We start from the raw sequence: 12,436 nt of genomic DNA, 5'->3' as shown, positions 1-12,436 counted from the left end.
TGTCCTTAGCATAATATTTTTTTGCTATGACAGAAATATCGAGATCTATTGTTTTGGTAATCATGGTATATATTCACTACGATAGTATAAAATGAAATGGTAGATAGTAGCCGCAAGGAAAGCGAGTTTATTTTTAGAGGAGGTTGTTTTAAGTGGAAAGTTCCCAAAATGAAATGAAGCTCATCATTCCAACAGGATGTGACAATGCTCCGAGAAAACAGATAGTTATTGATTTTACAGTCGCTCTATTAGAACAGAAGAATGAAATCATTAAAGAATATGCGGAAGCATCTGTTATCTGGTATCAATTAAAAGATGACAGGAAAATTGAAAATAGAAGTTCACTTATTACTACTTTACAGGATGTAAATAAAGACACCATTAACTGTCTGGAAATCTACCATGTAATCACTCACGGGAAATCTGCTTCGATTAATGGTGTGATTTCATTGGAAAATGGCACAAAAATTGATTTCTGCGATGTGTATGTGTTTAGTAATACTGCAAAATCTGGAAAGGTGAAAGAAATAAAATCATATAGATTATAGTATTTAGAAAAAAGTTTGAAGATCAACGAATGCGTCGACCTGTTTAAGAAGTGCAAAAGGGGCATTTGCAGTTGCCTATCATTTAAATATAAGATAAATTATTTAACCACACTTCACATTGGGTAATATTAAATATGCCAAATTGTATTGAATATTATTCGTCTATGAAGGAGTTTTATCATGTCTGAAAATAAATTTGTAATGATTACGGGATCCACTTCCGGAATCGGCTTTGAACTGGCAAAACTATTTGCACAAGACAAATACGACGTGGCCATGTCCGGCTCCAGTGAAAAGATTTATGAGTCTGCCAAGGAAATCGAAAAATTGGGTGTCGAGGCCTACCCGCTTCAAGCGGATGCATCCACCTATGAAGGGGTCGAAGACTTCTGGAAGTTTGTAGAGGGAAAAAATCGCAAGCTGGATGCAGCTGTATTGAACGTCGGGGTCAGTCTTGGCGGTTCTTTCATTGATAATGACCTTGAAGAAGAACTGAAACTGATCGATATCAATATTTCAGGGACTGTCCACACTGCCAAACGGGTCGTGAATCATATGGTACCGAATGGTGAGGGAAACATTCTGATCGTCTCTTCCCTTTCCGCCACACTGCCTACGCCGTATGAAACGGTCTATGGTCCTTCGAAAGCGTTCGGCTTCATGTTTGCCGAGGCATTAAGAGAGGAACTTAAAGATACAGGCGTCAATGTAACAGCGATGCTCCCTGGTGCAACGAATACAGACTTCCACCACAATGCTGGTATGGATTCCACCTACTTTGGTGACGACAGCATCAAGAATGAAAAGGAACAAGTTGCGAAGCAGGGCTATGAAGCACTGATGAACGGACTCGATCACGTCATCTGTGGTGATGAAGAAACGAAGCAGCAAGCAGAAGAAAATAAAAAAACACCTGAGCCTGTCAAAGCGGCGAACCATGCCAAGAAGGCCAAACCTCAGGAATAAGGAGAGCACATAAAATGAAGAATGTTGAATTTCACAACGGTAATACGATGCCACAGATCGGACTCGGTGTATTTAGAGTGGAAGATGGCGAAGGATGCAAAGATGCAGTCGCCCATGCGATTGTAAATGGCTATCGCAGTATCGATACAGCGATGATATATAAAAATGAAGAAAGTGTCGGTGAAGGAATCAAGGAAGGCATGAAGCATGCAGATATCGAGCGTTCCGACCTTTTCATCACCTCCAAACTATGGCTTGATGATTTCGGCCGTGGCAACGTAGAGGATGCGTACAATACATCCCTCGAGAAGCTCGATCTCGATTATCTCGATCTGTATCTCATACACTGGCCCGGCACGGACGAGGAACTGATGATTGAAACGTGGCATGAGATGGAGCACCTGTATAATAATGATAAAGTCAAAAATATCGGCGTCAACAACTTCAACATCTCGCACTTGGAGAGGTTATCCCAGAAAACGGATGTCAAACCGGTAATCAATCAGGTTGAGTTCCACCCCTACCTCGTTCAGAGCGAATTGAAACTGTATCTGGAATCTCGCAAGATCATAATGGAATCATGGTCACCACTGATGAATGCTCAGATTCTTGACGATGAGACCATCAAAGAAATCGCGCAGGAAGTCAACAAGACACCAGCACAGGTCGTCATTCGCTGGAATATTGAGAATGGTCTCGTTACAATTCCAAAATCCGTCACACCGGAAAGAATCGAAGAGAACATCGATGTCTTCGACTTTTCTCTGAGTGATGCACAAGTCAATCGAATCAACGCCTTGAATAAAGATCAGCGTATCGGTTCAGATCCTGCCAAGTTCAACGGTAAGAAATAAAACGATGCCTGCAAGTCAGACCTTCAGTCTGCTTTGCAGGCATTTTTCTTATACAAAAACAGTTGCTTACAAATATTCCATTATCCATATCTATTATAGTAGAATTGAATCACCAGTAATAATAAGGGCATAGATCGCTATTCAACTTCTGGAGAGGAGTGTTCTACATGGGGATCATCGAGAAGAAAACCTTGATGGGACTGATCATCCTTCAGCTTATTATGATTGGATTTCTGAATTTCATTACTTTCAGGCGGGTTGACTTCCTGGATACAAAGTTCGCTGAACTGAAGGACGAGTATGATCAACTGTTTGACGGTGACAGTAAATTATAATGTTGATTCAATTAGAAAAGACAATGTACATGATCATATATCATGTACATTGTCTTTTTATATTCTTACCAGATCAGTTCAATAATATTTTTAACGATGATGCCTGCGACAATCAGAATAATGATGCTCGATACTTTATTCAGCATGACCAGGTACTTGCCGCTCGTATCGATTCTGCCGACCGTTTTACCTGCAATCGCCAGACCGATGAACCATATCCAGGATACGACTATCGTCGTCAGTGTGAAGGCGACTTTATCAAAGCCGCTGTAGGCGGTGGCACTTGTTCCGATGACACCGACAATATCCATGATGGCATGCGGATTCAGTATGGACACGGAAAACGCAAAACTGATCTGCTTGAGTGTCCCCATGGTACGGTGGGAATCCAAGTTCCCCGGCTTCTCATGCCACAGCGACCATGCCATGTATAGTAGAAATGCCAGTCCGATTATGAAAAGGACAAGCTGCAAGGTCGGAAATGACAGCAGGATGACCGATATGCCGAGTACCGCTACAGTAATCAGTATGGTATCACAAAGACCGGCAGTGATGACTACAGGCAGCGTCATTCTGAAACTCTGATGATTCGCGCCCTGATTGAATATGAAAACGTTCTGCGCACCGAGCGGCAGAATCAGACCCAGTGCCAGTATGAATCCATGTACGATTGCTTCAAACATCTCTACGCCTCCTGCCTACCAGACTTTAATGGATGATCGCTAGCCGTGCTGTACATTTTTCTTCATCCTGATGCCCAGGTTGAAAATCAGCAGTGCACCGGTACTGCATATGATGATGACCAATCCCATCGGCCAGGCAACCTGTTCACCCGCCAAACCGACCAAAGGAGATACAAGCGCGCCACCTATGAAAGGCAATAGACCAAGCAGTGCCGAAGCGCTGCCTGCAGATTTTCTCTGATTCTGCATACCCATTGAGAACGCGGTTGTGGATACGAGACCCACACTGGAAACGACAAGAAATAGAGCCAGTATCATCGGAATCAGCGGCAGATCAAGTATGATGATCATAATCAGACCAATGCTTCCTAAAAGCGAAATCAGGACACCTATCAGAAGGATTCTAGCTTCGTCCATATAACCGGACAGCTTTCCTGCCAATTGCGCAGCGACAATGATCCCCACCCCATTCAAAGCAAAAATGAGTGAGAACTGCTGGGGCGTCACATCATATATGTTCTGTAGCACAAATGGTGAACCTGCTATGTAGGCGAACATGCTCGACATGATCAACGCCTGAATGAATGCGATACTCATGAAGGTTCTGTCCTTGAACAGCACATCGAAAGTCTTTACAACTGCAAAGACGTCGCCTTCCGAACGGTTATCAAAGTGCAGTGTTTCTTTGAACAGTAATGCAACCGAAACAAGCAGAAGCAACCCGATTGCACCGATGATCAGGAAGACAACAGGCCAACTTCCGAAATTCAAAACGAACCCGCCAGAAATCGGCGCCAATATCGGTGCAGCACCGTTTACCAGTGCCAACAGCGCAAACGCTTTGGTCAGCTCTTTTCCCGCAAACATATCACGCGCCGCAGCTCTGGCAATGACGATACCCGCAGCGCCCGTGAAGCCTTGGATGAATCTTAAAAAGATGAAAATCCAGATATTTTCCGTAAATGCACAAAGCACCGAGACAAGCGCGTAGGCAGCCAATGTGAACAGTAGCGGATTTTTTCTGCCTTTTATATCACTGAGCGGTCCGAATACGAGTTGGCCAACTGCCAGACCGATGAGACAGGCGGTCAAGCTCATTTGGACCAAGGAAGCAGTTGTATCAAGGTCCGCTGTCACGATGGGCAATGCAGGAAGGTACATATCCATCGACAGCGGCCCTATCGCAGTGAGCGTACCGAGCAGTATGATGATCCAGTATTTCTGGGGTTTTTCTTCGTAATTCACATTCATGATTTCATCTCTTCTTCCATTCAATAATAAAAACCAGTATATCACTGGTATATAGTACTGACTATATTTGAACCTCCGAAAACTGAATGTACATGAAGTACAGGACGTTATCTCACTCTTTAAACGCTATGTCATCATATGCATTACTCCAATGATAAGGCTGAAGTTCATTCAAGGCGTAGTATAAATTAAGGTTACGGTCCGATATATGTAATGGCATCGATAATCCGCTTGCAGTCTTCAAGCAGTTCTCTTTCGGCTTCATCTGTCAACCTTGCGCTCCTGGCCGCCGGATCAATGGCTTTGATTTTTTCACATAGTACATAACCAGTCGTTTTGTTGTTCTTGGTTCTCCCGTTGACAGCAACATGAGTTGGATAATTTTTGTCCGTGTTCGTAATCGGCAGAACCCAGATCAGGTCTGTGTGTCTATGTACATTTTCTTCTGAGACTACAATTGCAGGCCGATAACCTTGCTGCTCATGTCCTTTCGCAGGTGACATATTGATTTTTATAATATCTCCGGCCTTGAAATACTTTGTCATATTCATCCCTCCAAAAAATAAAGTCTGTACTCTTTTAATACAAGTCGAGTACAGACGCATCATTTTAAACGATAGATTACCATTCTTCTTTTCCGGTTGGTTCCGCTTCATCCCAAAGAGATTCTGTTTCAGGTTTTTCACCGTCGTATCCGACAAATAGCTTCTGAAACGGTGTCAGTTTGTTCTTTGGAACTAGCGAAATACGATTGGGCTGGACTTCCACTTCAAGCACCGTATCTTTTTCATCGAACCCTGCTTCTTTCAGAACTTCACGCGTGAGTCTGACGCCTTGGCTATTGCCCCAAGGGCGGATTCTAGCTTCGCGATGACCAATCTTTGCCTTATGCATACTGATCAACTCCCCGAGCATATTTATGATACTACAAGTATATCCCATGTATATACGTTTATCAATAGATGGCACTTGCCTGTTTATATTCTAAATCGACCGGACGTAGATTGACCGGTAGCTGAGAATTAGTCTTATTACTGCCTAATCATACTTTTTTATATCTATTCTTGATTCTGAATTTTGTTTGACCTTGATATTTATGTAACGATAACAGAATAAATTAAAAATCTTACAAAGAAGTTATAAATAACTGAAATACTGAATTTATAATTTTAATTTGAAGCCAGTAATTTTTATTTCGCATATATTATGGTAAAAATATTAAGCTAATTAATAAAGGGATGGAAATACGGAGCAGGTTTGAAAACGATTAAAATTTATGGGATCTACGATAAATTATTGATTGAGGGAACTATCATACTACTGGTTTGCAGTATTGGAGGCATATCGATCCTTCGATATTATGAAGGGGGAATAATGATGAAAAATAAATTGCGAATGATTGCAACCAGAGGAACTTTTATTATGCTGACTGTATTCTTTTTAATCTTGACTAATAGAGTTTTACATTTAGTTCCGGCAGATATTTATTACAGCAACAACATATCTCCGATTTCACCTTTTATTCTCTTATCAATAGTTTCTTCCATATTTCTGATACTTGGGATTGTTTGCTTATTTATCTTAAAGGAAGGAAGAGGTACACTTCTTTTGTCGATAATGATGAATGCAGGCTTTCTTACTTTCCATTATTTCTTGTTTTTTTGGTCTATTACAATGGGGAGTATAATACCTGATTAGAAAACGTTAGAAAAAGCGACTTATATAAAGAGAAATCTGAACTAGGATTTTTGACTCTCAGTTCAGATTTCTTTTTTTCTATTTAGTTTTATTAACTTCGTGTTACAAGCTAAAAGAACATGGGAGAGCGACCATGTATTGCTCTAATGATCATTCATTTCTTTTCTTAGAGGCATGCCACTCTGTGCGCCGAGCTTTTGTATTGAGAGGGATGCTGCCTTATTGGCAAATGCTATCGCTTCATCCACCGTCCTGCCCTCAGCGAGTGCCACAACGAGCGCACCATTGAATGTATCACCAGCCCCGGTTGTATCTGCCACTTCCACTTTGTGTCCGGCTACGGTAATCCGTTCATCTTCTCTATAGAAGGAGGCCCCTTTGGCACCATTCGTGATGATAAGCTTATCATGGAATTTCGGGAGATTGTCACCATTATAGGCAAAGAGCGCTTCTGCTTCGTGATCATTGGGTGTAATATATGTTGCCATTTCCCAGAATCTGTCCTCAAGCACCATGGCAGGCGCCGGATTGATAATGACCGGTACGCCGTGACTGCTGCACAGTTCCAGTATGTATTCGATAGTGGATTTGGGAATCTCGAACTGGATGAGTACATAATCACTCGCTTGGATCTGTTTTGTGAACCTGTCGATATATTCAGTGCCCACTCTATTGTTCGCACCTGCAATGATGATAATCCTATTGTCGTTATCAGAAACAATGATATTGGCGAGACCGGATGAGATGCCGGATTCCACCGTTACAGATTGCGTATCTACACCCTGCGACTCAAGGTTTTCCTGAAGTGCATATCCAAACGGATCATCCCCCACTTTGCCGATCATATCGACTTCTGCACCGAGTCGTGCTGCAGCCACCGCCTGGTTGGCCCCTTTACCTCCCGGCAGTGTTCTGAAGTTCTCTCCCCTGATAGTCTCTCCCTGTGCAGGCATCACATCCGCAACAGTGACAAGGTCCATATTAATACTGCCGATGACAGTAATTTTCGGCTGTTTCATCCTACTTCACCTCATCGTATGATTCAAGTACAGCTTCGAAAAGGTTCCAGAACGCTTCCTGATCCACCTGGTGGGCAAAGTGTGTATTCGGTATTCTCCCTGTCACATTGAGCAGATCAACTGCTGTTGCGCCGTAGGTGAACTCGCCTCTTGTCTCCACCGCCACATGGACATGTTTGAAATCAAACAGTTCCGGCTTCAGCAGATACATCGTTGTGCAAGCATCATGGATCGGCCCACCCTCAATGCCGAAGTGATCTTCGTACATATCGCCAAAGAAGACGAGCAGTTCGGAAACAAACTTTGCTACCTTGTTGTCCACTTTGGATAGTCGCTGCTGGATTTCTTTCGTCGCAATGACCTGATGCGTGACATCGAGCCCGAACATGGTTATAGGCACACCGCTCTCGAATACAACTTTGGCCGCTTCAGCATCGACGAAGATGTTGAATTCAGCGCTTGGTGTCCAGTTGCCAAAAGTGCCTCCGCCCATCAGCACGACTTCTTCAATTTTATGCTTTATTTTCGGTGCTTTAAGCAAAGCCAAGGCTATGTTTGTCAATGGTCCCGTCGGTACAAGTGTAACTTTGCCTTTCACGGCCAAAACCTGATCGATAATGAAATCGACCGCATGTCCCGCGTCCGGCTTGCTTTTCGGCTTCGGCAGTACGGGCCCATCCATCCCCGATTCACCATGGATTTCCGTTGCCACTTCACTTTTCTTTACAAGCGGTCTTTCGGCTCCCTGTACAACTGGTACATCGAGTCCAAGCAGATCTTTGACCTTCAGGGCATTGATCGTATTTTTTTCCACTTCAACATTGCCGCCAACTGTCGTAATACCGAGGATTTCAAGATCACTCAGTCTGGAAGCAGCGATGATGATGGATATTGCGTCGTCATGTCCCGGGTCACAGTCCAATATTACTTTTCTTGCTGTCATAATACACATCTCCTGTTATCAGTATGGATTGACGTGAACATTCACATCTTTTACTTCTTCGTGGTTTCCAAGCAGTGTCTGTTTGACGATGCGTGCAATATGGTGCCCTTCTTCAACTGTAATATCCGCGTCGACACTGATCTTGATATCAATGATGACATAGGAACCGTGTGAACGGGCAATGAGCCGGTCGATCTGCCTTACTTTATCTATGCCGATGACCGTCTTGCGCATCGCTTCCGTCTCTTCATCGGTGAGCACCACTTCAAGGCTCATGCTGACAGCCTCCTTGGCAAGCTGGTAGCCCATGTACATGATGATCAGCGCGATGACCGCACTTGCCACCGGGTCGAGGTAGCCGAGATACGGGATGCCGAACGCGGCGCCGACGATGGACAGTCCGATACCGATGAGTGCAACTACGGACGAAATGGCATCCGAACGGTGATGCCAAGCATCGGCAATCAGTGCCGGACTCTTTATTTTCGTGCCCAGTCTGAACTTATATTGGAACAGCGCTTCTTTAACTACAATGGAAAATATAATGATATAGAGTGCAATCATCGATGTATTGCTTTCGACAGCGCCATCAAGCACCGACAGGATGGCATTGTAGATGATCTCGAAACCTACAATGACAAGCAGAATGGCCACGATGAGCGTCGCTACATTCTCAGACTTGCCATGACCATATGGATGCTCGCTGTCCGGCGGCTTCTGTGCAGCACGGATGCCGACCAGTACAGCAACCGAGCTGATCACATCCGACGCAGAGTGAACCGCATCCGCAATCAGCGCACGGCTATTGCCCACAATGCCACCGACCGTCTTCAGAATTGCCAGTAGAAGATTGACACCGATGCCGATCATCGTCGCAATCTGTGCCTTCTTATATCTATTGCTATTACTCATGATACAGCCCTCTTTTATATGAGTTTTCAATTCATTTTAACAGTGTTCCGGAAATTATTGAACAGAAAGCGGTTGGGAGAGATTAATTGAAATAATTGCATCAAATCACTTTTTGCTGGATTTCTGTTTGAATACCAAATCGATCTATCCTTCCAAAGTATCTACAATTATTTAAAAAGACATAAAAAATAGAGCAGATTGCTCTACTCTGTTTATCCTTAATCCAACATTCTATTAAATGGTTGAACAATCATTTTTTAAAATTCATATTCTTGTTCAGTCAGCTTAAAGAATGCAATCAGACCGATTGATGAAGTAACGAATAGTATCGCTCCCATTGGTACTGCCGATGCTTCATTAATACCTGCCAGTGGGGAACATAGAGCACCTATCAAGAGTGGAAGCATACCGAGAACCGCACTTGCACTCCCTGCCTGCTGACCTTGACGGGCCATGGCGAGAGTGAACGTACTTGTAAGTGTCATACCCATTGTCGTCATATAGATGAAAATCAGTATGACAATGGCAGCCAATGGTCCTTCTATAATGGTCATGATAAGCAGCAGGAATGTTGCACTGACCGCAATGATGACAGCTGTTTTAAGGAGCTGCCTTTCGTGGATAATCCCGCCCAGACGGCCGATGATGAAACTGCCTATGATAATGGCAATACCGTTTATGCCAAATAATATACTGAAAGTCTGTGGGGAAACGCCGTAGATCTCCTGGTAGACGAATGGTGTTCCGGAGACATAGGCAAAGCTGCCCCCATGCACAAAACCGACGATGACTGCATAGCCGATGAATGAACGATTGGTAAACAGGCCACCCATTGTACGGACCGATGCCATCGTTGAACGCGGTATGCGCTTCTCAGGAGGCAATGTCTCCTTGAGTCCTACACCAACAATGATGACGATGATAAATCCAAGAATGGCGAGAAATAGAAATATCGTATGCCAGCTGGCAAAAGGCAGCAGTAGTATCGCACCCCCTGCAATCGGTGCAGCCATGGGTGCGATGGCATTGATGACCATCAGCAGGGAGAAGAACTTCGTAAGCTCCCTGCCGCTGAATACATCACGCACCACTGCACGTGACAGCACGACCCCTGCTGCAGCCGTGAAGCCTTGCAGAAACCTTGCTGCGATCAGCACATAGATGTTTGGTGACACGGCACAGAATATTGATGAGACCACAAACAATGATGTATATATTATCAGTGGCCTCTTTCTGCCGGTTGAATCACTGATGGGCCCTATGACAACCTGACCGAATGCGAGCCCGAGCAGACATGCTGTCAAGCTGACCTGTACAAGTGATGTGCTTGTACCGAGATCCTGCGCAATGCCAGGGAAACTTGGCAGATACATATCGATATTCAACGGCCCCATGATGCCAAGCAGACTTAAAAGTAAAGCAAGTCCCAGCCGTTTTTTTCCGGTGGGATTATGTATTATAGAATTATTGTCTATCTGGTTGATATGACCACCTCCGAACTAATTCTATTCCAAGAGGCCTTGAGACACAATAAATAAATTTGTCTGCATGAATCAAAAGTGATTATTATTAGATTAGGCATCACTTATGTTTGCATTTATTATCAACCGGTTAAATCTGCACTTTAAAAGATCTGATAATCCCTTATCTTTTTTAATGTTATGAATAATCATTTTAAGAATAGAAATGCGGTTCATAGATAACCAATTAGTCCAATTTCCGCAGCAATTGGTTAAATTGCTTAATATAGTCCATTCGAATTCTCCTCCAACTGATCTGTTTCATTCAGTATACTCATTCCTGATTACAGCATTTCGCAAGGATGAAATATAGCCATGCCCAAATATGATATGGCCATTCGGGTATAAAGTATAAGAGAAAGGAGTGTTTGAATGACACACAAAGTATGGTTTCGGACAGCTGTCGCTATTATTTTCTTATTATTGATCATCCGTTTGTTTATGGACGTTCAAGGTATATTCTCTCCACTTGTGGTGATCGCACAAACCATCTTTCTTCCGCTGTTGATTGGTGGCGTACTTTTTTACCTGACAAGACCTGTCTTGTATTTCCTCGAGGGAAAGGGATTTCCCAAATGGTCAGCCATCCTGCTGATTTTTGTGCTACTTGGAGTACTTATCTGGCTATCTTACATTCTTATCGCACCCATTGTTTCCAGCCAGATCAATTCTTTTGTGAATAATGCTCCCCAAATTATCAGGAATGTTGAAGAGTATGGACGCTCTCTCCTGAGTCAGCGTGACCACTTGCCGAACTCCGTCCAGGAGCAGGCTAACAACCTGACCGGACAGTTTTCCGACATGGCTTCCAATGTCGGATCTTGGATTGTATCTTTCCTGACGGGACTGTTCTCTGGGGTACTTACGCTAATTCTGGTTCCATTTTTCCTGATTTACATTCTGATCGATCATCAGAAGTTCGCACCGTTTGTAACCCATTTCTTCTCCGGAGAAAGACGCACATGGCTACGTAAAACTTTGCATGATGTGGATGAAACTCTGAAGTCCTACATCGTCGGACAACTATTTGTCAGTCTATGTGTCGGTGTCATGCTGTTGATCGGCTACTTGATCATCGGACTTGATTATGCATTTCTGCTGGCGCTTATCGGTGTAGCGACCAATGTCATCCCATTTCTCGGTCCTTATCTTGCGGTCATACCAGCAGTGATCGTCGCTCTGGTACAGGACCCGATTATGGCGGTATATGTGACAATCATCATGATCATTGCCCAGCAGATCGAAGGAAATCTGATCACACCGAATGTCATGGGCAACGCGCTGAACGTCCACCCTCTGACAGTCATTACAATAATACTTGCTGCCGGAAACATTGCCGGGATTTGGGGCATCATACTTGCAGTGCCTTTCTATGCAGTTTTAAAAACCATTGTGACCAACATCTATTCAAAACGGAAGGAAATTTCAGAGAGAGCAAGAGAAGACCTATACTGATAGAAAAAAACCGGAACAATGATGAGGGCTCTCCCCTCGGACTGAATCTATTCAGTTAGAAGTTAAATAATAAGATACGTTGTTGGCACAGTTCTTCTGAACTGTGCTTTTTTGTGTTTTGTTTCGCTCTTGAATATACGATCATTGTTTCAATAGCAACAGGTAATAACATGCTTTCTTGATATACTTCAAATGGTCTATCTATCCAGATATTCGATAATTATATTGACTTTGTTTAAAGACATTTATCAT

14 protein-coding genes are annotated in these 12,436 nt (G+C 43.4%); 6 read left to right on the top strand and 8 right to left on the bottom strand.

Going from position 1 to position 12,436, the window contains the following annotated elements; all coding sequences use genetic code 11:
* Positions 1 to 152 precede the first annotated feature (152 nt).
* From GQ671_RS01485 to GQ671_RS01470, 4 genes are all read left to right on the top strand, one after another.
* Complete coding sequence (locus GQ671_RS01485) at positions 153 to 548, top strand: hypothetical protein (RefSeq protein WP_160651639.1); 396 nt, start codon at positions 153 to 155, stop codon at positions 546 to 548.
* 180 nt (positions 549 to 728) lie between these two features.
* Positions 729 to 1,514 (top strand): SDR family NAD(P)-dependent oxidoreductase, encoded by a 786-nt coding sequence (locus tag GQ671_RS01480; protein ID WP_211364872.1) that lies wholly within the window; start codon positions 729 to 731, stop codon positions 1,512 to 1,514.
* Between the two features lie 14 nt (positions 1,515 to 1,528).
* A complete protein-coding gene (locus tag GQ671_RS01475) occupies positions 1,529 to 2,368 on the top strand; it encodes an aldo/keto reductase (protein WP_160651636.1) in 840 nt (279 codons plus the stop codon).
* A 167-nt stretch (positions 2,369 to 2,535) separates the two neighbouring features.
* A complete protein-coding gene (locus GQ671_RS01470) occupies positions 2,536 to 2,703 on the top strand; it encodes a hypothetical protein (RefSeq protein WP_160651634.1) in 168 nt (55 codons plus the stop codon).
* A gap of 65 nt (positions 2,704 to 2,768) precedes the next feature.
* Here GQ671_RS01470 and GQ671_RS01465 read toward each other — a convergent pair whose 3' ends face one another.
* From GQ671_RS01465 to GQ671_RS01450, 4 genes are all read right to left on the bottom strand, one after another.
* The gene (locus tag GQ671_RS01465; RefSeq protein ID WP_160651631.1) at positions 2,769 to 3,386 is read right to left on the bottom strand and encodes a LysE/ArgO family amino acid transporter; all 618 of its coding nucleotides are present in this window, start codon (positions 3,384 to 3,386) and stop codon (positions 2,769 to 2,771) included.
* Positions 3,387 to 3,425: 39 nt separating this feature from the next.
* Entirely contained in the window at positions 3,426 to 4,637 is a 1,212-nt protein-coding gene (locus GQ671_RS01460) for a multidrug effflux MFS transporter (protein WP_160651627.1), read from the bottom strand.
* Between the two features lie 194 nt (positions 4,638 to 4,831).
* Positions 4,832 to 5,182 carry a type II toxin-antitoxin system PemK/MazF family toxin gene (locus GQ671_RS01455; protein ID WP_160651625.1) on the bottom strand — a complete coding sequence of 117 codons (351 nt, stop codon included), beginning with the start codon at positions 5,180 to 5,182 and terminating at the stop codon, positions 4,832 to 4,834.
* Positions 5,183 to 5,258: 76 nt separating this feature from the next.
* A complete protein-coding gene (locus GQ671_RS01450) occupies positions 5,259 to 5,531 on the bottom strand; it encodes an AbrB/MazE/SpoVT family DNA-binding domain-containing protein (RefSeq protein ID WP_160651622.1) in 273 nt (90 codons plus the stop codon).
* 483 nt (positions 5,532 to 6,014) lie between these two features.
* On the opposite strand from GQ671_RS01450, the gene GQ671_RS01445 reads away from it, so the two are divergent.
* A complete protein-coding gene (locus GQ671_RS01445) occupies positions 6,015 to 6,335 on the top strand; it encodes a hypothetical protein (protein ID WP_160651619.1) in 321 nt (106 codons plus the stop codon).
* Between the two features lie 143 nt (positions 6,336 to 6,478).
* Here GQ671_RS01445 and rbsK read toward each other — a convergent pair whose 3' ends face one another.
* The 4 genes from rbsK to GQ671_RS01425 all read right to left on the bottom strand — a co-directional run bounded on the left by rbsK (position 6,479) and on the right by GQ671_RS01425 (position 10,669).
* On the bottom strand, positions 6,479 to 7,354 hold the full coding sequence (gene rbsK / locus GQ671_RS01440; RefSeq protein ID WP_160651616.1) for a ribokinase: 876 nt from the start codon (positions 7,352 to 7,354) through the stop codon (positions 6,479 to 6,481).
* Between the two features lies 1 nt (position 7,355).
* The gene (locus tag GQ671_RS01435) at positions 7,356 to 8,297 is read right to left on the bottom strand and encodes a nucleoside hydrolase (protein ID WP_160651613.1); all 942 of its coding nucleotides are present in this window, start codon (positions 8,295 to 8,297) and stop codon (positions 7,356 to 7,358) included.
* 18 nt (positions 8,298 to 8,315) lie between these two features.
* Entirely contained in the window at positions 8,316 to 9,209 is an 894-nt protein-coding gene (locus GQ671_RS01430; protein WP_160651610.1) for a cation diffusion facilitator family transporter, read from the bottom strand.
* Between the two features lie 257 nt (positions 9,210 to 9,466).
* Positions 9,467 to 10,669: a Bcr/CflA family efflux MFS transporter gene (locus GQ671_RS01425; RefSeq protein WP_160653449.1), complete on the bottom strand. Its 1,203-nt coding sequence runs from the start codon at positions 10,667 to 10,669 to the stop codon at positions 9,467 to 9,469.
* Between the two features lie 432 nt (positions 10,670 to 11,101).
* Between GQ671_RS01425 and GQ671_RS01420 the strand changes: the two genes are divergently transcribed.
* The gene (locus GQ671_RS01420) at positions 11,102 to 12,184 is read left to right on the top strand and encodes an AI-2E family transporter (protein WP_160651607.1); all 1,083 of its coding nucleotides are present in this window, start codon (positions 11,102 to 11,104) and stop codon (positions 12,182 to 12,184) included.
* Positions 12,185 to 12,436 lie beyond the last annotated feature (252 nt).

Source organism: Salinicoccus hispanicus (assembly GCF_009831115.1).
Lineage (GTDB): Bacteria > Bacillota > Bacilli > Staphylococcales > Salinicoccaceae > Salinicoccus > Salinicoccus hispanicus.
The sequence above is the reverse complement of the archived record's forward strand: the minus strand, read 5'-3'. Positions and strand labels throughout refer to the sequence as shown.

Bases quoted from the DNA above. Each gene is read 5' to 3' on its own strand.
- GQ671_RS01450 (WP_160651622.1), bottom strand. From the start codon at position 5,531: ATGCATAAGGCAAAGATTGGTCATCGCGAAGCTAGAATCCGCCCTTGG.
- GQ671_RS01420 (WP_160651607.1), top strand. From the start codon at position 11,102: ATGACACACAAAGTATGGTTTCGGACAGCTGTCGCTATTATTTTCTTA.
- GQ671_RS01435 (WP_160651613.1), bottom strand. From the start codon at position 8,297: ATGACAGCAAGAAAAGTAATATTGGACTGTGACCCGGGACATGACGAC.
- GQ671_RS01465 (WP_160651631.1), bottom strand. From the start codon at position 3,386: ATGTTTGAAGCAATCGTACATGGATTCATACTGGCACTGGGTCTGATT.
- GQ671_RS01445 (WP_160651619.1), top strand. From the start codon at position 6,015: ATGAAAAATAAATTGCGAATGATTGCAACCAGAGGAACTTTTATTATG.
- GQ671_RS01480 (WP_211364872.1), top strand. From the start codon at position 729: ATGTCTGAAAATAAATTTGTAATGATTACGGGATCCACTTCCGGAATC.
- GQ671_RS01430 (WP_160651610.1), bottom strand. From the start codon at position 9,209: ATGAGTAATAGCAATAGATATAAGAAGGCACAGATTGCGACGATGATC.
- rbsK (WP_160651616.1), bottom strand. From the start codon at position 7,354: ATGAAACAGCCGAAAATTACTGTCATCGGCAGTATTAATATGGACCTT.
- GQ671_RS01470 (WP_160651634.1), top strand. From the start codon at position 2,536: ATGGGGATCATCGAGAAGAAAACCTTGATGGGACTGATCATCCTTCAG.
- GQ671_RS01455 (WP_160651625.1), bottom strand. From the start codon at position 5,182: ATGACAAAGTATTTCAAGGCCGGAGATATTATAAAAATCAATATGTCA.
- GQ671_RS01460 (WP_160651627.1), bottom strand. From the start codon at position 4,637: ATGAATGTGAATTACGAAGAAAAACCCCAGAAATACTGGATCATCATA.
- GQ671_RS01475 (WP_160651636.1), top strand. From the start codon at position 1,529: ATGAAGAATGTTGAATTTCACAACGGTAATACGATGCCACAGATCGGA.